The organism is Chelativorans sp. AA-79 (assembly GCF_029457495.1).
In the GTDB taxonomy this organism is placed as follows: domain Bacteria; phylum Pseudomonadota; class Alphaproteobacteria; order Rhizobiales; family Rhizobiaceae; genus Chelativorans.
Window position 1 is genome coordinate 1,593,635 of record NZ_CP120361.1, and the last position, 18,464, is coordinate 1,612,098.

At 63.3% G+C, this 18,464-nt stretch carries 14 protein-coding genes; 8 read left to right on the forward strand and 6 right to left on the reverse strand.

Features of this window, described 5'->3' with window-relative positions:
* Window positions 1-17 precede the first annotated feature (17 nt).
* Window positions 18-1,019 (forward strand): ornithine carbamoyltransferase, encoded by a 1,002-nt coding sequence (gene argF, locus PVE73_RS07805; RefSeq protein WP_277366392.1) that lies wholly within the window; start codon window positions 18-20, stop codon window positions 1,017-1,019.
* 1 nt (window position 1,020) lies between these two features.
* Complete coding sequence (gene arcC, locus PVE73_RS07810; RefSeq protein ID WP_277366393.1) at window positions 1,021-1,926, forward strand: carbamate kinase; 906 nt, start codon at window positions 1,021-1,023, stop codon at window positions 1,924-1,926.
* Between the two features lie 64 nt (window positions 1,927-1,990).
* Here arcC and PVE73_RS07815 read toward each other — a convergent pair whose 3' ends face one another.
* Window positions 1,991-2,833, reverse strand: a complete 843-nt coding sequence (locus PVE73_RS07815; RefSeq protein WP_277366394.1) for a universal stress protein — start codon at window positions 2,831-2,833, stop codon at window positions 1,991-1,993.
* Between the two features lie 26 nt (window positions 2,834-2,859).
* Window positions 2,860-3,189: a cytochrome c gene (locus tag PVE73_RS07820; RefSeq protein WP_277367383.1), complete on the reverse strand. Its 330-nt coding sequence runs from the start codon at window positions 3,187-3,189 to the stop codon at window positions 2,860-2,862.
* A gap of 261 nt (window positions 3,190-3,450) precedes the next feature.
* Here PVE73_RS07820 and PVE73_RS07825 point away from each other — a divergent pair, with 261 nt between their 5' ends.
* The 3 genes from PVE73_RS07825 to glgP are packed head-to-tail and all read left to right on the forward strand — an operon-like array spanning window position 3,451 to window position 8,767.
* The gene (locus PVE73_RS07825; protein WP_277366395.1) at window positions 3,451-5,856 is read left to right on the forward strand and encodes a phosphoketolase family protein; all 2,406 of its coding nucleotides are present in this window, start codon (window positions 3,451-3,453) and stop codon (window positions 5,854-5,856) included.
* A complete protein-coding gene (locus tag PVE73_RS07830; protein ID WP_277366396.1) occupies window positions 5,856-7,028 on the forward strand; it encodes an acetate/propionate family kinase in 1,173 nt (390 codons plus the stop codon). Before PVE73_RS07825 ends, PVE73_RS07830 begins: the two co-directional genes overlap by 1 nt.
* A 53-nt stretch (window positions 7,029-7,081) precedes the next feature.
* Complete coding sequence (glgP, locus tag PVE73_RS07835) at window positions 7,082-8,767, forward strand: alpha-glucan family phosphorylase (protein ID WP_277366397.1); 1,686 nt, start codon at window positions 7,082-7,084, stop codon at window positions 8,765-8,767.
* Here glgP and PVE73_RS07840 read toward each other — a convergent pair.
* From PVE73_RS07840 to PVE73_RS07850, 3 genes are all read right to left on the reverse strand, one after another.
* On the reverse strand, window positions 8,715-9,452 hold the full coding sequence (locus PVE73_RS07840) for a CBS domain-containing protein (RefSeq protein ID WP_277366398.1): 738 nt from the start codon (window positions 9,450-9,452) through the stop codon (window positions 8,715-8,717). The two genes, glgP and PVE73_RS07840, sit on opposite strands and share 53 nt — an antisense overlap.
* 121 nt (window positions 9,453-9,573) lie before the next feature.
* A complete protein-coding gene (locus PVE73_RS07845; RefSeq protein WP_277366399.1) occupies window positions 9,574-12,216 on the reverse strand; it encodes an HAD-IC family P-type ATPase in 2,643 nt (880 codons plus the stop codon).
* Window positions 12,217-12,232: 16 nt separating this feature from the next.
* Window positions 12,233-13,069, reverse strand: a complete 837-nt coding sequence (locus PVE73_RS07850) for a universal stress protein (protein ID WP_277366400.1) — start codon at window positions 13,067-13,069, stop codon at window positions 12,233-12,235.
* A 175-nt stretch (window positions 13,070-13,244) separates the two neighbouring features.
* Between PVE73_RS07850 and PVE73_RS07855 the strand changes: the two genes are divergently transcribed.
* Together PVE73_RS07855 and PVE73_RS07860 are read left to right on the forward strand one after the other, a co-directional pair.
* Window positions 13,245-13,634 (forward strand): hypothetical protein, encoded by a 390-nt coding sequence (locus PVE73_RS07855; protein ID WP_277366401.1) that lies wholly within the window; start codon window positions 13,245-13,247, stop codon window positions 13,632-13,634.
* 153 nt (window positions 13,635-13,787) lie between these two features.
* Window positions 13,788-14,912 carry an AI-2E family transporter gene (locus tag PVE73_RS07860; protein ID WP_277366402.1) on the forward strand — a complete coding sequence of 375 codons (1,125 nt, stop codon included), beginning with the start codon at window positions 13,788-13,790 and terminating at the stop codon, window positions 14,910-14,912.
* On the opposite strand, the gene PVE73_RS07865 is transcribed toward PVE73_RS07860, so the two are convergent.
* The gene (locus tag PVE73_RS07865) at window positions 14,871-17,552 is read right to left on the reverse strand and encodes a bifunctional acetate--CoA ligase family protein/GNAT family N-acetyltransferase (RefSeq protein ID WP_277366403.1); all 2,682 of its coding nucleotides are present in this window, start codon (window positions 17,550-17,552) and stop codon (window positions 14,871-14,873) included. The two genes, PVE73_RS07860 and PVE73_RS07865, sit on opposite strands and share 42 nt — an antisense overlap.
* 183 nt (window positions 17,553-17,735) lie before the next feature.
* Here PVE73_RS07865 and PVE73_RS07870 point away from each other — a divergent pair, with 183 nt between their 5' ends.
* Window positions 17,736-18,320, forward strand: coding sequence for an NAD(P)H-dependent oxidoreductase (locus PVE73_RS07870; RefSeq protein ID WP_277366404.1), 585 nt, complete (start codon window positions 17,736-17,738; stop codon window positions 18,318-18,320).
* The last annotated feature ends 144 nt before the right edge of the window (window positions 18,321-18,464 follow it).

Consider the following 18,464-nt stretch of genomic DNA (forward strand, 5'->3'; position numbering starts at 1 on the left):
CCCCAAAGGCCAAGACCATGCCCGTCAATCTCCACGGACGCAGCTTCCTGACGCTGCTCGACTTCACGCCGGACGAGATCCGGTTCCTGCTCAAGCTCTCCGCCTCGCTGAAGCAGGCCAAATATGGCGCCTATGAACAGCAGCGCCTCAAGGGCAAGAACATCGCCCTCATCTTCGAGAAGGATTCGACCCGCACCCGAACCGGCTTCGAGGTGGCCGCCTACGATCAGGGCGCGCATGTCACCTATCTCGGGCCCACGGGAACCCAGATCGGCCACAAGGAATCGATGAAGGATACGGCGCGTGTGCTCGGCCGTCTTTACGACGCGATCGAGTATCGCGGCTTCGGGCAGGATCTTGCCGAAGAGCTTGCCCGCCATGCCGGCGTGCCGGTCTATAACGGCCTGACCGACGCGTTCCATCCGACGCAGATTCTGGCCGATTTCCTGACCATGCGCGAATACACGCGCAAGCACCTGTCGGCCGTGTCCTTCGCCTTCCTGGGCGATGCCGGGAACAATATGGGCAACTCGCTCATGGTCGGCGCGGCGCTCATCGGCATGGATATGCGGCTTTGCGGACCCGAACAATATTGGCCCGATCAGCGGCTGGTCGACCAATGCCGTGAGATCGCGGCGCGCACTGGCGCCAGGATCACGCTCACCGAGGACATCGAGCAGGCCGTGATGGGCTGCGATTATGTCTACACGGATGTCTGGGTTTCCATGGGCGAGCTGCAATCGGTCTGGGCCGAGCGCATCGAACGGCTGACGAAATACCGCGTCACCTCCGAGGTCATGCAGGCGACGGGCAATCCGCATGCGAAATTCATGCACTGCCTGCCGGCGTTTCACAATCGAGAGACCAAAATGGGCGAGAAGATCTTCCAAGAGTTCGGCATCGACTGCATGGAGGTGACGGAGGAGGTGTTCGAATCCCCCGCATCGGTCGTTTTCGAGCAGGCGGAAAACCGCATGCACACGATCAAGGCAGTCCTCATCGCGACGATCGGCGGGTAAGATGCTGGTCGTCATCGCCCTTGGCGGCAACGCGCTGCTTAAGCGCGGAGAGCCGCCGACGGCCGGGAACCAACGCGCCAATGTGAAGCGCGCGGCGGCGGCCATAGCGGAGGTCGTGCGGGCCGGCCATCGCGTCGTGGTCTGCCACGGCAACGGGCCGCAGGTGGGTCTCCTTGCGCTGCAATCGGCCGCCTACAAGCCCGACGAAGCCTATCCGCTCGACGTGCTGGGTGCGGAGACTGAAGGCATGATCGGTTATCTCGTCGAACAGGAGCTTGAAAACGCGCTTCCCCAGGGCCCCCGCGTCGCGACCCTTCTGACGCAGGTCGAGGTCGATCCGGCCGATCCCGCCTTTCGGCACCCGACCAAACCGGTCGGCCCCGTCTATGAAAGGGAGGAAGCAGAGCGCTTGTCGAAATCACGCGGCTGGGCGGTTGCGCCGGACGGGGACAAGTATCGCCGTGTCGTGGCCTCGCCTCTGCCGAAGCACATCCCCGATGTGTCGGTGATTAAGTTGCTGCTTGAGCAGAATGTGATCGTCGTTTGCGCCGGCGGCGGAGGCATTCCGGTCGTCCGCCGTCCCGACGGTGGCCTGATGGGGGTGGAAGCGGTGATCGACAAGGACCGGTCGGCGAAACTCCTGGCGCAAGACCTGGGCGCCGACGCACTGCTTATGCTGACCGATGTCGACGCTGTCTATCGGAACTGGGGTCAACCAGACCAAACAGCAATCCGCAAAGCCGTACCAGGCGAGCTCGATCCGGGAGACTTCCCGGCCGGCTCGATGCGGCCGAAGGTCGAAGCAGCGAGTGCCTTTGTCAGGGCGACCGGTGGCATCGCCGGCATTGGTGCGCTCGAGGATGCGCTCGCCATTCTGGAACGCCATGCGGGCACGCTGATCGCCTGACAAGTCGGCTGCCCTGGAAAGCCGATGGCATGGCGGGCGCCCAGGAGGCGCCCGTCGGTCTGCGTCAATGCGCCATGAGAAGCGGCACGGGAACGTCGTCCAGCAGCGAACGCGTGACGCCGCCGAGGATCGCCTGTCGGAAGCGTGAATGGACGAACGCGCCCATGACGAGCATATCGATGGACTCGTCCTCGATGAATTTGCGCAACCTTGCCGAGGCGTCACCGTCGATCGCCGAAAGTGTCTCCAGGTGCGGTTCGTAAACGCCGTGCTGAAGAAGGTGAGTGGCAAGATCGGCACCCGGCGCCATACGCGAGAGATCCTTTTCTCCCGTGACGGTGACGACGAAAACGGCTCCCGCCTGCTTGAGGAACGGCAGGGCGTCGGCCACCGCGCGTGCCGAGCGGGCGCTGCCGTCCCAGGCAACGGCAATACGTCGGGGCTCGGCATTCCCGCCCGTCCGAGGTATGACCAGCACGGGTCGGCCGCTGTCGAACAGAACGTTTTCGATTGCGTCGCGTTGGGCGTTGTCCTCGGGCTCGGCGGCATCGAGGATGGTGACGTCGTTCACGCGCGCCAGGCGCACCAGTCGGCCGGTTCTGGGCTCAAGCGGCGAGAGCGTGTGCTCGGCGATGCACGAGACCCCGGCCTTGCCGACGATTTCCGATGCACTGCGTGCGGATCGATGGGTGATCTCCTCGAGACGTCCGATCTCGCTCCTGAGGATGGCGGACGCGGATCCGCCGGTGCGTGTGACAGGCACATAGAAGGCGGGGGGCAGGGCGCAGACGGTGAGACAGGCGCCGCGCTTTTTTGCGAGCGCAATGGCGAATTCGAGCGCCGGGGTTGCCGAGAAATCGTCCTTCGCGGCCACGCCCACAAGAATGCATTTTATGTGTTCAGTCATGGTTCTGGTTCCTTGGTTGCCCGCCGTCAGTCCTGAATCGACTCGATGTAGGCGATGATGGCGGCGATCTGGTCCGGATCGGCGATGAACTCCGGCATGTCCGGATGTCCGACATAGATCCCTTCGGCGAAGGCTTCTTCGAGAGCATCGATCGGGTAGCGCTTCCAAAGCGTGCGGAATGCGGGCGCTTCTGGGTGCATGCTGGCATCATCCCGGCTTACCGCATGACAACGCGAACAGTTCGCCTCAACGAGGGCCCTGCCGCGTGCAATTTGGGCATCCTCGGCCAATGCAGGCCTTGCAAGACTCGCCAGGAGCAGAGCCGTGGCGGTGATCAATCGATACTTCCGTTGCATCGCGGAGCATGTCTCTTTGTTCCCGCGTAAATTGGCAGATGAGCGCGACCGCGCCTTGACCCGTGTCAAACGGAAACAAATTCGCGACCGCCGCGTATTGCCTTCGAGCGGCGGTCGCGGTGCTCGCCTCTCTTCGCGCGTCCTGAACGACGTGGAAGTTGACCCTGATCAACGTCTTCTCCGGGCGGACGTGGGAGGTTTTCGAAAAGGCCTTTTCATTCCGTGCTTCTGCCCCAGATTTCCGCCTTGAGGAGTATTCAGATGGATATTGCCAAACCTAATGGCGAAACAGGGCCGGGGTTGTCGGAACTTGAAGCGATCGACCGCTATTGGAGAGCGGCCAATTACATCTCGGTGGGCCAGATCTATCTCATGGACAACCCGCTGCTGCGCGAGCCGCTCAGGCCCGAGCACGTCAAGCCGCGGCTTCTGGGCCACTGGGGAACGACGCCGGGCCTGAACTTCGTCTACGCGCACCTGAACCAGGTCATCCGCGCGCGCGACCTGAACGTGATCTATGTCTGCGGCCCGGGCCACGGTGGCCCCGCGATGGTGGCCAACACATATCTCGAAGGGACATACAGCGAGATCTATCCGGATGTGTCCCAGGATGAACAAGGGCTGAGAAGACTATTCCGCCAGTTCTCCTTTCCTGGCGGGGTGCCCAGCCATGCTGCCCCGGAAACACCGGGCTCGATTCACGAGGGCGGAGAACTCGGCTACGCGCTGGCGCACGCCTACGGCGCCGCTTTCGACAACCCCGACCTGCTGGTTGCGTGCGTGGTCGGCGACGGCGAGGCGGAAACGGGTCCCATCGCCACCGCGTGGCATTCCAACAAGTTCCTCAACCCCGCGCGAGACGGCGCGGTTCTGCCAATTCTCCATTTGAATGGCTACAAGATTGCCAACCCCACAGTCCTCGGCCGGATGGAAGACGGAGAACTGCGCTCGCTCTTCACAGGTTACGGATACGAACCCTTCTTCGTGGAAGGCAGCGAGCCCGCCGAGATGCACAAGCTGATGGCCCGCACGCTCGACACGGCGCTCGACCGCATCTCCGTCATTCAGCGCCAGGCGCGTGATCCGGGATGGTCTGGAGAGCGCCCGCGCTGGCCGATGATCGTTCTGCGCAGCCCGAAGGGGTGGACCGGACCGAAAGAGGTGGACGGCAAGAAGGTCGAGGATTTCTGGCGCTCGCACCAGGTGCCGGTCGCCAACGCGCGGGGCGATGAGGCTCACCGGCGCGTGCTGGAAGACTGGATGCTAAGCTATAGGCCGGAGGAACTGTTCGAGGAGGGCGGGCGGCTACGGCCCGAGCTCGCCGCTCTCGCGCCATCGGGGACGAAGCGCATGGGCGCCAATCCGCATGCGAATGGCGGGCTTTTGAAGCGCGACCTCATCCTGCCGGACTGGAAGGACCATGCTCTCGACATCCCGCAGCCGGGAGAGGTGAAAGCCGAGGCGACGCGCATGATGGGCACCTATCTGCGCGACGTGATGAAGCTCAACGTGGACAATTTCAGGCTGATGGGGCCGGACGAGACATCGTCCAACCGGCTCGACGCCGTCTTCGATGTTACCGATCGTGTCTGGATGGAGAGGATCGAGCCCTACGACGTGCATCTGACGCGCGACGGCCGCGTCATGGAGGTGTTGAGCGAACATCTCTGCCAGGGCTGGCTGGAGGGCTATCTGCTAACCGGCCGGCATGGGCTCTTCTCCTGCTATGAGGCCTTCATCCACATCGTGGATTCCATGGTCAACCAGCACGCCAAATGGGTGAAGGTCTCGCGTGAGCTCGCCTGGCGCGAGCCGATCGCTTCGCTCAACTACCTGCTCACCTCCCATGTCTGGAGGCAGGACCACAACGGCTTCAGCCATCAGGATCCCGGCTTCGCCGATTTCGTCGCCAACAAGAAGGCGGATACGATCCGCCTCTATTTCCCGCCCGACGCGAACACGCTGCTGTGGGTGACCGATCACTGCCTCAAAACCTACAACCGCATCAACGTGATCACGGCCGGCAAGCAGCCGTCGCCGCAATGGCTGAGCGCCGATGAGGCCGAGATCCACTGCAAGGCAGGGGCGGGCATCTGGGAATGGGCGGGCACGGCGGCCGGAGACGAGGAACCGGATGTGGTCATGGCCTGCGCCGGCGACGTGCCGACGCTGGAGACGCTTGCTGCCGTGGATATCCTGCGCTCCGCCTTCCCCGACCTGAAGATCCGCGTCGTCAATGTGGTCGACCTGATGACGCTGCAGTCGGCGAGCGAGCATCCACATGGCCTTGATGATCAGGTCTTCGACGCCCTGTTCACGACGGACAAACCGGTGATCTTCGCCTATCACGGCTATCCCTATCTCATTCACCGGCTGACTTATAAGCGCGCCAACCACGACAACGTGCATGTGCACGGCTTTCGCGAGGAAGGCACGACCACCACGCCCTTCGACATGGTGGTGATGAATTCGCTCGACCGGTTCCATCTCGCCATTGCCGCCGCCATCCGCGTGACGCGGTTGGGCGGCAAGGCGGACGAACTGGTCGCACGGCTCAACGAAAAGCTCGCCGAGCACGCCGCCTATATCCGCGAGCATGGCGAGGACATGCCTGAAATCCGCGATTGGGGGTGGCCCTACAAGACGGCCGCCGAAGCCGGTGACTGATGCCGAGTGCCATCCTCGCCCTCAATGCCGGCTCCTCGAGCCTCAAGTTCGGTCTCTACGAGGCTGGCTCTTCAGGAGTACCGCGCTCCATGGCCCGTGGCGCAGTCGGCCTTGGCGACGTGCGCAGCCTGACCGCCAAGGGCCCGGATGGGAAAACGCTTCTGGAGAAGGAGTTGCCGGGCAGGGGCCTTGAAGATGCGATCGGCGAATTGCTCCGTTGGGCCGACAGTTGGACCGGTCAGGGACTTGTTGCGGCCGGCCACCGCATCGTCCACGGCGGCAGCCGGTTCAGCGAGCCGGTACCGCTGACGCCGCAGGTGATCGACGAAGTGGAGAAGCTGACGCCCCTTGCGCCGCTCCATCAGCCGCGCAGCACCGCTCCTATCCGTGCCCTTACTGCCTTGCGACCGCTTTTGCCGCAGGTCGGCTGCTTTGACACGGCTTTTCACGGAACGATCGAGGCCACGGTCAGGCGCTATGCCCTGCCTCGGCGCTACGAGGCTAAGGGAATCCAGAGTTACGGATTTCACGGCCTTTCCTACGAATATATCGCATCTCGCCTGCGGCAGGTGTCTCCGGAGCTCGCGGCAGGACGGGTCATTGTCGCGCATCTTGGAAACGGCGCGAGCCTATGCGCCCTGCACGACGGCAACAGCGTCGACACCACCATGGGATTTTCCGCGCTCGACGGCCTGGTGATGGGCACGCGCTGCGGTGCGATCGATCCGGGCGTGCTCCTTTACCTCCTTCAGGAGGAGGGATTTTCTCACGCGGAGCTTCAGCATGTGCTTTACGAGGAGTCCGGCCTTTTGGGGGTTTCCGGTATCTCGAGCGACGTGCGGACGCTTTCGGAAAGCCGCGATCCGCGCGCCCGCGAAGCGCTTGAGCTCTTCGCCTTCCGCGCGGCGCGGGAGGCGGCGGCACTGGCCAGTACGATGGGCGGTCTCGACGGCCTGGTGTTCACCGCAGGAATAGGCGAGCACTCGGCCTCGATCCGCTCGGCCATCTGCTCACGTCTGACATGGCTCGGCGCAAGGATCGATCCCGGCGCCAACGAAACCCATGCGGAGCGGATCAGCGCTGTTGACAGCCCGGTCGACGTATACGTGATCCCGACCGACGAGGAAGTGGTGATCGCACGCCATGTCCTGTCAGCGGTCGAAAAGGCTTAGGCTCGCGGCGGCGCATGCCGGCGACGACCGGTCCCATGAAGGAACAGAAGGCCATGGACACTCTCCAACAGTTTCTGAGGCACACCAGCATTGCCTACTTTTCCATGGAGATTGCCCTCCGGCCGGAGATGCGGACCTATAGCGGGGGCCTCGGCATACTTGCCGGCGACTGCGCCCGGTCATCCGCCGATCTCGACTTGCCGCTCGTTTTCGTCACGCTTGTGTCGCACGAGGGCTATTTGCGGCAGGAGATAGGAAGCGCAGGGGAGCAGGTCGACCATCCGGATCCATGGCGCGTGGAAGACTGGGCCACGCAGCTGGATTTTATGGCGGCCGTCGATATCGAGGGGCGTTCCGTCTGGGTGAGGCCATGGCTCTACGTCGTCTCCTGCCCGCTCGGCGGGCGGATCCCTGTCCTTCTCCTCGATACGAGACTCGAGCAGAACCGTCCGGAAGATCGAAGCATAACGGACCGTCTCTATGGCGGTGATGCCGCCTACCGTCTCAAGCAGGAAGTCGTGCTTGGGGTCGGCGGTGCTCGAATTCTCGAAGGACTCGGCTTCGAGATCAGGAAATTTCACCTCAATGAAGGCCATGCCTCGCTGCTTACCCTCCACCTTCTCGCCAAGCAGACCGGAAGCGATGTGCCGTTGCAGGGGCGACTGGACAAGGTCCGCGAGGCCTGCGTGTTCACAACCCACACGCCGGTCGAAGCCGGCCATGACAGGTTCTCCTATGACGAGGTAGCGCGGATCCTGGGGCATGGCGGGCTGGTAGACCCCGACTTGCTCAAGCATCTGGGCGGCGAGGACGAGCTCAACATGACGCTTCTCGCGCTCAACCTCAGCCGGCATGTCAATGGTGTGGCGGAAGTCCATGCCGAGACGACCCGCCTTATGTTCCCAGGCTACCAGGTGGGCGCGGTCACCAACGGGGTTCATGTCCCGACATGGGCGCATCGATCGTTCGCGGAACTGTTCCAGGGCATTCTTTCGAGCTGGGCCCATCAGCCGGAGCGGCTGACACGCTGCGAGCAGCTGCCCGATGAGGCGATCTGGAACGCGCATCAAAGCGCGAAGAGGGATCTCGTCGCCGCGGTGGCGAAGGCGACCGGCCAAATGCTTGACGAGGAGCGGCCGATCATCGCGTTCGCTCGCCGAATGACCGGGTATAAGCGGCCTCATCTCATCTTCACTGACCTCGATCGGCTTCGCGAAATCAATCGGCGCTATCCCTTCCAGATCGTCATGGGCGGCAAGGCGCACCCGCAGGATCAGGAAGGCAAGGCGCTGATCGCCGAGATCCATCGCCATATCCGTGAACTGGCGCCGGAGCTCCCGGCTGCCTTCGTTCCGAATTACGACATGGAGCTGGCCCGGCTCTTTGTGTCGGGGGCGGATGTGTGGCTGAACACGCCGATGCCGCCACTGGAAGCGTCCGGCACCAGCGGAATGAAGGCAGCGCTCAACGGCGTCCTCAACTTGAGCGTTCTCGACGGTTGGTGGAGTGAAGGATGGGTCGAAGGCGTTACTGGGTGGGCCATCGGAGAGGGAGGCCGGCCTGCCAAGGAACATGCATCCGCCTGCCTGGAGAAGCTCGAACGGACCGTTCTGCCGCTCTTCTACGAAAACCGCCCGCGCTGGATCTGGATGATGAAGCAGTCCATCTCGAAGATCGGCTCCTACTTCAACAGCCAGCGCATGATGCGACGCTATGGAAGCGAGGTCTATCTGAGCTGACGACCTGCCGGTCACGATCGATGATCTCGGTGCCTGGCGCAATCGCCACATCGAGTGCGATCCCGGCGACGCCGCGCACACCCTCTGCCAATGCGGCCAGCGCCTGGCGCTCGGCTTCGGACCCGACCGAGCCCCGCAGGCGAACCGTTCCCGCTTTGACTTTGACTTCGATCTGGTCATCACCAAGCCCGAGATCCTGATTCAACCGCGCGCGAACACTCCGCTCGATCGCCGCGTCGCCAAGCGCCGTGGCATCCTTGGGCGCCGAACAGATCAATTTGAGGAGGTCGCGGCGGGAGACGATGCCTACGACGCGATCCCCGCGGAGCACCGGAACCCGCTTGATCCCATGCCTGGCCATGAGCTCGGCTATGTGGTCGGCGGACGCATCCTCGGTCACAGCCACCACGTCCGGAGACATGACATGGCCGACCTTCCAGCCGTGGCCATGGAGATAGCCTCGTGCCCTTGTCTCCGGGGGCAGTTCCTCGCCAGCCTTCACATTGCCCAATTCGCAACGACGGAGCAGGTCCCCTTCCGTGATGATTCCCACGAGCCGGCCATCGTCGGCAAGCACCGGCAGGCCGCTCAGATCATGGTCCAGCATGATCTGTGCAGCATGCTTGATGCTGTTCTCGGCGGACACCGTGACGCATCGGGTGGACATCAGGTCCTTGGCTCGCATTTTCGCCTCCGCGTATGGCTCCTTGCCCGGGCATGCCCGGTGATCTCGTGCACATTCGCAGAGAGGTGCGACCCGTGCCTTGATCCCGGTCAAGGCAACCCACAAGGCACTATTGCTGTGCTCAAGACGCCTTTGTGGCGAGACGTAGATGGTGCCTGCCGTCCCACATCTTCTCGAATTCCATGACGGCGAGGAGCGCGGATGCGGCCAGCAGGAGGGCGGTCCATTCGAAAAGGGAGACGGGTGCAACCTGCAACACGCCGCTCAGCCAGGGAATGTACATGGCTCCGATATGGAGTGCCTGCGCCGCGAGCACTCCAAGCACCAGGAGCGGGTTGGAGAGGAGCCGCTGGCGGAACACTGAATGATGCTCTGACCGGCTGTTGAAGGTTTGGAAATTCTCGAAGAGAACGAACAGAAGAAGGAGCAGATTGCGTGCCTCGGCCTCTCCGTAGCCCTGCTGGAGCAGCCAGTAAAACACCGCGAAACCGCCCAGTCCCATGACGAGGGTCGAATGCCAGATGCGGCGGATCATGACGCGATCGAAAATGGACTCGTTCGGACTGCGTGGCGGATAGGAAAGCTCGTCGCCTTCGGCTTTCTCCGCTGCCAGGGCGACGTCCTGGATACCGTTGGTCACGAGGTTCAGCCAAAGGAGTTGCACCGGCAGGAGCGGCATCGGCAGGCCCAGGGGAAAGGCAAGCAGGAACAGGACGACCTCGGCCGCGCCCGTCGAGACGAGCATGAAGACCACCTTGCGGATATTCGCGTAGGCGACCCGCCCCTCCCGCACGCCGGCAACGATAGAGGCGAAATTGTCGTCGGTCAGGATGATATCGGCGCTTTCCTTGGCGACGTCCGTGCCCTTGCGCCCCATCGCGACGCCGACATGGGCGTGCTTCAGCGCTGGCGCATCATTGACGCCATCTCCCGTCACCGCCACGAAATGCCCGTTGCGGGCCAGTGACAGCACGATCGACAGCTTCTGCGCCGGGTCCACGCGCGCATAGATGCGGGCCTGGCCGGTCAGGCGGTCGAGAGCGTCCGGCCCTTCCGCTTCCGCTCGGCGAATGTCCTGGCCGGTCACCACCTGATCGGGTGAGAACTGCAGGCCCGCATCCCGGGCGATCGCGCCTGCGGTTCCCGGATCGTCGCCCGTGACCATGACCACCTCGATGCCGGCTGCGTAGCAGTCGCGTATCGCGTCCGGCACTTCCGGCCGCACCGGGTCCTGCATGCCGGCGAAGCCAAGGAAGACAAGGTCGACGAGGTGGTGGTGGCCATATTGGCTTTCCGGCTCGGATGCGATCTCGCCTTCGGCGAAGGCGAGCACGCGCAGTCCGCGCGCGGCCATCTCCTCCTTCTGCCGGACGAGGGCTTCGCGGTCGATCGCAAAAGCGGAGCCGCCCGCGTTCATGCGGTCGCACATGGCGATAAGCGTTTCAGGAGCGCCTTTCACGAACACGCGGGTGCACGTCTTGCCTTGATGGAAGGAGGCCGCGAATTTCAGATCGGGCTCATAGGGAATGCGGGTGAGAAGAGGATAGGTCTGCGTCGCCTCTTCAAGAGCCATTCCGGCTTCATGTGCTGCCGCAAGCAGCGCAATATCGACAGTATCGCCATAACCCTTCCAACCGTCGCCGTCCTGCACAAGACGCGCTTCGTTGGGCAGGGCAGCCGCCTTCAGGAGCCGCGTGATCCGCTCCCTTCCTTGTTCCGTAAAGGCGTGGAGCGCGTTATCGGACTCCCCTCGGCCATCCCCTTGCCTGAAGGCAACGCGGGTTCCATCAGGCAGGCTGATATCGGTGACCGTCAGCTGGTTCATGGTCAGCGTGCCGGTCTTGTCCGTGGCGATCATCGTGCAGGAGCCGAGCGATTCGATCGCCGGCATCCTGCGCACGATGACGTTCGCGGACGCCATCCGCCGCATGCCGATCGCCAGGGCAACGGAGATCGCCACCGGCAGACCTTCCGGTATGGCCGATACGGCAAGACCGATGGCCATCAGAAAGAGGTCGGAGTACGGCATTGCCCTGATCAGGCCGACACCGACCAGGGCTGCAATCGCCACCACCACGGCGATGGCGATAATCCGGGAGAATTTTTCAAGCCGGATCATCAGTGGAGGCTGCGAGACCGATGGCTTGCCGATCTGCTCTGCAATCTTGCCGAGTTCGGTTGCCGTTCCGGTGGCTGTCACCAGCCCGCGTCCGCGTCCGCGCGTGACCATGCTTCCAGCAAAGGCTGTTGCGCGGCCCCTCGAGGCGACCTTTTTCACCGGTGCGGACTCACCGGTGAGCAGCGACTCGTCGCACTGTAGATCCTCCGTCTGAAGAAGCTCCATATCGGCGGGCACGCGCGCCCCCGCCTCGAGCAGTACGAGATCTCCGGGAACGAGCTGGCGCGCGTCCATCTGGCGTACCGTCCCATCGCGCAGGACCGTGGCGTGCGGCTCCTCCAGGTTGCGCAGAGCTGCCGCCGCCCGGCCAGCCGAATGTTCTTGTACCGCGCCGATGATGCCGTTGAGCAAGAGCACGGCGCCGATGAAGATCGCGTCTTTCAAGTCGCTCATAACCAGCGAGACGACAGCCGCCGCAAGCAGAATATAGATGAGCGGGCTCAGGAATTGGCGCAGGAAAACGCGAAGGAGAGATGCGGCCCGCGGTTGCGGCAGGGCGTTGGGCCCGAAGCGCGCCAGGCGTTCGGCCGCTTGCGCGTCGCTCAATCCGGCCGTTGGCTGCCAAGGCGGCGTAACCACAGACATTTCGATGCCCGTAATTCTAGCGTGCCATGAAGACGGGCAGATCCGCTTCCTCGATCATGAAGCGAGTGACACCGCCGAAAATCCTCTGGCGCAGGCGCGAGTGACCGTAGGCGCCCATCACGACCATGTCTGCCGCCATATCCACCGCATGCCTGCGCAGCGTCTCCGCGATGGGCTGACCGCCGCTCGGGAGCCGGTCGATGGTGATCTTTGCGCCGTGGTGGGCGAGATAGGCTGCAAGGTCCGTTCCGGGCTCAATGTTCAGGCCGTCTTCGGTTGCCCGCGGATCGATCATCGTGAGATGGACGTCCTCCGCACCGGTCAGCAGTGGAAGGGCTTCACGTGCGGCACGGGTGGCCTCGGGGCCGCCATCCCACGCGAGCAGGATCTTTTTCGGCAGCAAGGTCGCGCCGGCGGCATCCGGGATGAGCAGAACGGGGATCTGGGACTCGTACAGGGAACCTTTCAGGACCATGGTTTTCAGATCCTCGTCGCTGTTGAGTTCCGGGCCGATCAGGGTGACATCGGCATATCGGCTCCGTCGGCCGACCATATCGTCGGTCCAGCCCCGCTCGACATATTCGCCGTCCACATCGGCCGAAAGCTCGCTCTGGGCGAGAATCGCCGTCACCTCCTTCACCCGCGCATGGAGCCGGTCGATCTCAGCCTGACGGTCTTGCAGCCAAGCTTCCGTCATCACCGCGGCGTATTCGCTGGTTGGTGGCGGGACGGCAATCGAAAGCACCAGGACTGCAAGGTGGGCGTCGATCTGTCGGGACAGATCGATCGCCAACCGCAAGTCGCCATCGGAATGCTCGACACTGACCACGCTCAGTACGGTTTTGAAGGTCATCACACGCTCCTTGGATGCTGAATTTCCACCTTGTCGCTTTCCTTACTGCGAATGAGCGGCGCGCCCTTTGCGCTGAATCAAGCAGCGGAGTCGCCGGGGCGATTGACCCCGATCAAGGAGGAGTGCCTCGGAACGCGGAAGAATACGCCAACGCATCACCGACTGGAGAGACGCTATGACTGTCACGACCGCTCACCTGAGCGAGAAATTCCGCCATGTGAGGCTCGAGCTTGCACGCGAAAAAGGCCACCCGCAGGGTGATCGTGCTCATGGATACGATCTTGTCGTTCCGCTCGAAGACGACGGCAACCTTGATGCAAAGGAGTGCGTGAAGCACCAGGCGAACTGCCGTGTGCGCCGCTTCCGTCCCGGCGAGGAGGATCTGGTGGGGCGCCTGCGACGCAAGCCGGGCGGCCAATGGTACCTCGACTACGGCGAGGGCGAGGATGACGACGAACTCGGTTTTCGCTTCAGCGACGAACGGTTCGTGACCGGCGAATATGTCTCGATCCTCAGCGACGGCGTGATGCACACTTACCAGGTGAAGCTGGTGGAAAAACTCTGAGGCTCGAATTCTGAACCTGCGGCAATGCACGACGGCGATTGGCCTCTTCGGAGACGGCCAGCACTGGCAATCCCGTCGGGTTTCGGGGGCGAGAGCGATATGCGCCAGCAAAATAGCAAGGCGAAAAAGAACAGAACGCCAAAGGCTGTGACCATGATCGAGCGGATGGATTCGAGCGCGGCCAGGATGCTGGTCCTCGTGGCCGCCGCCGCCCTGGGCGTCTACCTCTCCTATCGGCTGGCACTGCCATTCCTCCCGGCGCTTGTCTGGGCTGTCGTGCTCGGCGTCCTCATCGCGCCGGTCCAGCCGAAACTCGAAATGCACCTTGGCGCAAACGTCGCCGCATTCGTCTCGGCGTCGGTGGCTGCCTTGATTGTGATGTTGCTTCTGCTCTTTATCGTGCAGCAGCTTGTCCGGGAGGCTGCCGATGGCGCCATGAACATCGAAAGAGCGCTGCGGTCGTCCGACTGGCAGAGCATCATCAATGGCGTACCGATACTCTCCACGATTGCTGTATGGCTCGGGGAGCGTCTCGATCTTGCCGGGATGATGGGTCGGATCGCCCAGTGGCTCACCGCACAAAGTGCAACGCTGTTGCGCGGATCGATCAATCAGGCAATCGTGCTTCTGCTCGTCTTCTACATGCTCTTCTATTTCCTGCGCGATCGGAAGCTTGCGGTGCACGCCCTGAGAGAATTCTCGCCGCTGAACAGCGACGAGACGGCACATATCATCGCTCGTTTCACAGATGCGGTGCATGCCACGGTGTTCGGAACCGTCATGGTCGCCGCCGTTCAGGGCACGTTGGGCGGTCTGATGTTCTGGTTGCTTGGCCTGCCGGCTCCCGCGTTCTGGGGGCTGGTCATGGGTCTCCTCGCGATCGTGCCCGTGCTGGGTGCGTTCGTGGTCTGGGTCCCCGCAGCCATCTTTCTTGCCGTGGAAGGCGAGTGGGCTCGTGCTCTTGTTCTGGTTATATGGGGCGGCGTGATAATCGCCACGATCGATAATCTGCTCTACCCGATATTTGTCGGCAATCGGCTTAAGCTGCACACTGTCCTCGCTTTCATTGGCGCTGTGGGCGGCATCATCCTGTTCGGCGCTTCCGGGCTTGTTCTCGGGCCGGCGACGATTTCCATTACGTTGGCTCTGATCGCGGTCCTGAAGGGTCGCTTCCAGGGTGAGCCTTTGTCGACGACAGACGGGTCGGAGGTGCCTGATCCAAGCGCCGCAACGCGGCTACCGCAGCTTGAGCGTGGCGATCGTGACGCCGGGCTCTGAATGGTGGGGCGCCAGCTTGAAGCCGAATTCCCTGCCCATCGCGAGCATTTTCGTGTTCTCGCTGAGGATTAGGCCTTCGATGACGTCCAGGCCGTCTGCCCGCGCATAGTCGATGAGGTGCTTGAGGAGGGCCCAACCCAGCCCTCGTCCCTGCAGGTCGGTGCGGACGAGAAGGCCGTACTCGGCTGTTTCCTTGTCCGGATCGGAAGACAGGCGCACGATGCCGGCAAGTTCGCCCGTGTCCTTCCGCAGAGCGACGAAGGCGATTTCCCGCTCGTAGTCGAGCTGGGTGAGCCGCAGAAGCATCTCGTCGGGAAAATGCCGGCGCGGCGCGAGGAAGCGGAACCTGATGTCTTCCGGTGACACCTTCGCGAGGAAGGCGGGATATAGCGCGACATCCGCTGGCTTGATGGGGCGCAGATGATATTCCTCTCCGCCGAGAACCAGGTCTTTTTCCCAGGCGGCGGGGTAGGGCCGGATCGCGAGCGCGGGATTGGGGCCGGTCGATTCGACATCCTTCGGCTCGATCTCAACGCGCGCATCGAGCGCGATAATGCCTTCGCTGTCGGCAAGCAGCGGGTTGATATCCATCGAGACGATGCAGGGGAAATCGACGATCAGTTGCGACAAGGCGTTCAGCGCCCGGACGATGGCCTGGCGATCGGCAGGGGGTCGGTCGCGATAGCCGGCGAGCAGCCGGCCGATGCGCGTGCGGTCGATCAGGTCGCCGGAAAGCACACTGTCGAGCGGGGGGAGGGCGATCGCGGTATCGTCCAGAATCTCCACGGCCGTGCCGCCCGCGCCGAACAGCACAGTCGGACCGAAAATGGGGTCGCGGCCGACACCGAGGATGGCCTCCTGCGCTCGCTTCCTGGCAACCATCGGCTGCACGACGAAGCCATCGATCTTTCCGGCGTCTCCGGTCTTCCGCAAGCGCTGTTCGATTTCACGGACCGCCGCGACCGCGGCTTCGGGCGTGGCGATGTCGAGCACCACGCCGCCAACATCCGATTTGTGGCTGATCTCCTTGGAGAGCAGCTTGACGACGATCTTCTCAGATTGCTTGAGCAGGCGCTTCGCCGCTTTTCCCGCTTCGTTGCCCGTGCGAACGACGATCGTTTCCGGGACCGGGATTTCGTAGGCCTCGATCACTGCCTTGGCTTCTGGCTCAGTGAGCATGCGCCGGCCTTCAGAGGCGGCATTCCGGAAGACATCCAAGACAGCCTCGCGATCGCCGCGCACGTCTTCGCCGCGGCTTGAGGGCACGCGCATCAGGGCCTTCTGCGCCCGCGACCAGTCGCTGAGGTATGAGACCGCGGCGGCTGCCGCCGCGGGGCTCTCGAAGCTTGCGATCCCCGCTTCCTGCAGGACGCGGCGGCCTTCCCGCGCGGTCTTCTCGCCCAGCCAGCAGGTAAGAACGGGCTTACCGTTGATCATTCCTTCTTTCGCAAGCCGTGCGACGGCCTGCGCCGCCTCGGCGGGGGAGGCGAGCCCCGTGGGACAGTTCATCACCAGCAGCGCATCGGTTCCTGGATCCTCCGCGACCGCTGCCACGGCGGCGCTGTAGCGCTCGGCGGGTGCGTCGCCGATGATGTCGACGGGATTGGCGCGCGACCAGTTCGCGGGCAGGGCCTTGTCCAGCTTGTCGACCGTCTCCTGGGAGAGCGTGGCAAGCTCGGCACCCAGGTCTGCCAGCCTGTCGACGGCGAGCACGCCGGCGCCTCCGCCATTGGTGATGATCCCCACCCGCGACCGCTCGAGCTTGGGGAAGCGGGCGACTGTCTCCGCTGCATCGAAAAGCTCGCGGAGGCCGCGCACGCGAAGGATGCCGGCGCGACCGAGCGCCGCTTCGACCACCTTGTCAGAGCCGGAAAGGGCGCCGGTGTGGGTGGTTGCAGCCTTTGCCGCGGCGGAATGCCTGCCTGCCTTCACGGCAATGACGGGCTTGAGGCGCGCGGCCGCGCGAGCCGCCGACATGAATTTGCGCGGGTTGGGAATGCTTTCGAGATAGAGCAGGATGGCGCGTGTCCTGGCGTCGCCTGCAAGCAGGTCGAGATAGTCGCCGGCATCCACATCGGCCATATCACCCAGCGAGACGACATGCGAGAAACCGATCCCTTCATCCGCCGCCCAGTCGATGAGCGTTGTCGCGATCGCTCCGGATTGCGACAGGAGGGCGATACCTCCGGCTTGGGGGTTCATATGGGCAAAGCTTGCATTGAGCTTCGCGGGCGGGACGATCAGGCCCACCGTATTGGGACCGATGACGCGGAAGAGGTATGGCTTCGCCGCGTCGAGCATGGCCTGGCGGAGGCCGTTCTCGCGTGTCAGGCCGGCGCTGATCACCACTGCCGTGCGCGTTCCCTTCTTCCCCAGCGCGCCAATGATGCCCGGGACCGTCTTGGGTGGGGTGGCGATCACTGCCAGATCGGGTGCTGCCGGCAGTTCATCAGCAGTTGCATAGCAGCGCCGGCCGTCGATCTCCCGGTATTTCGGATTGACCGGCCAGACGCCGCCCTCGAAGCCACCCGCGACAATGTTTTCAAGAACAATCCGGCCAACGGAGCCCTGCCGGACGGAGGCACCGAAGACAGCCACCGACTTCGGATCGACCGCATGTTCGAGATTGCGGATGGTCATGGGAGGTCCGCCTCTTGTTATCTGTCCAACTCTATCGGCACCACATCACGAGAGCCTTGCGCATGATCAAGGGAAGAAGAACTCAGTCCGATTTGTTCCCGGCCGCCGGCCTTTGATGCCGGTCAAGGCGGTTCCCGGCTCGGAGGTATTGTTTCCGGTAGATTCCAAACCCAGGAAGCGCCCATGACCAGCCGAATCGTTATCATTCAGGGGCATCCCGATCCGGAGCCCGGCCGCTACTGCCGCGCCTTGGCCGATGCCTACGCGCAGGGCGCGGAGGCGGCGGGTCACGAGGTGACCAGGATCGACCTTGCAAGGCTCGATTTCCCGCTCCTGCGCACGCAGGACGACTTCCTGCACGGCTCGGTGCCGCGGGAGCTCGAACTCGCCAAGGAAGCGATCCTTAGGGCCGAGCACCTGGTCTTCGTGTTTCCGCTGTGGCTTGGAACGATGCCGGCCTTGCTCAAGGGCTTCCTCGAACAGATAATGCGACCGGGTGTCGCCTTCGCTTATGGCAAGCGCGGCTTTCCCGAAACCCTCCTCAAGGGCCGCTCGGCGCGGATCGTCGTCACCATGGGCATGCCGGCCTTCTTCTATCGCTGGTGGTTCTTCGGTCACGGGCTGCGCGGCATGCGGCGCAACATCCTCAAATTCGTGGGGCTCGGCCCGGTGAAGGAAACCCTGTTCGGCATGATCGAGCCTGCCGGCGATCGGAAGCGGCGCAAATGGCTCGATCAGATGCGCCGGCTGGGTGAACGGGCAGCCTGAATCCCATAGCGGGTGCGTTCTTCGTGGCTCGAAGCACCGGTGCGCGGTATAAGCCATCTGAAGATGGGAGGGGCGTTCGTGCAGCCTGACATCGGAGCGATTCCGCTGATTGCGCTCGATGCGGTGGCTTTCGACACCGAGACC

Bases quoted from the DNA above. Each gene is read 5' to 3' on its own strand.
- argF (WP_277366392.1), top strand. From the start codon at position 18: ATGCCCGTCAATCTCCACGGACGCAGCTTCCTGACGCTGCTCGACTTC.
- arcC (WP_277366393.1), top strand. From the start codon at position 1,021: ATGCTGGTCGTCATCGCCCTTGGCGGCAACGCGCTGCTTAAGCGCGGA.
- PVE73_RS07815 (WP_277366394.1), bottom strand. From the start codon at position 2,833: ATGACTGAACACATAAAATGCATTCTTGTGGGCGTGGCCGCGAAGGAC.
- PVE73_RS07820 (WP_277367383.1), bottom strand. From the start codon at position 3,189: ATGCAACGGAAGTATCGATTGATCACCGCCACGGCTCTGCTCCTGGCG.
- PVE73_RS07825 (WP_277366395.1), top strand. From the start codon at position 3,451: ATGGATATTGCCAAACCTAATGGCGAAACAGGGCCGGGGTTGTCGGAA.
- PVE73_RS07830 (WP_277366396.1), top strand. From the start codon at position 5,856: ATGCCGAGTGCCATCCTCGCCCTCAATGCCGGCTCCTCGAGCCTCAAG.
- glgP (WP_277366397.1), top strand. From the start codon at position 7,082: ATGGACACTCTCCAACAGTTTCTGAGGCACACCAGCATTGCCTACTTT.
- PVE73_RS07840 (WP_277366398.1), bottom strand. From the start codon at position 9,452: ATGCGAGCCAAGGACCTGATGTCCACCCGATGCGTCACGGTGTCCGCC.
- PVE73_RS07845 (WP_277366399.1), bottom strand. From the start codon at position 12,216: ATGTCTGTGGTTACGCCGCCTTGGCAGCCAACGGCCGGATTGAGCGAC.
- PVE73_RS07850 (WP_277366400.1), bottom strand. From the start codon at position 13,069: ATGACCTTCAAAACCGTACTGAGCGTGGTCAGTGTCGAGCATTCCGAT.
- PVE73_RS07855 (WP_277366401.1), top strand. From the start codon at position 13,245: ATGACTGTCACGACCGCTCACCTGAGCGAGAAATTCCGCCATGTGAGG.
- PVE73_RS07860 (WP_277366402.1), top strand. From the start codon at position 13,788: ATGATCGAGCGGATGGATTCGAGCGCGGCCAGGATGCTGGTCCTCGTG.
- PVE73_RS07865 (WP_277366403.1), bottom strand. From the start codon at position 17,552: ATGACCATCCGCAATCTCGAACATGCGGTCGATCCGAAGTCGGTGGCT.
- PVE73_RS07870 (WP_277366404.1), top strand. From the start codon at position 17,736: ATGACCAGCCGAATCGTTATCATTCAGGGGCATCCCGATCCGGAGCCC.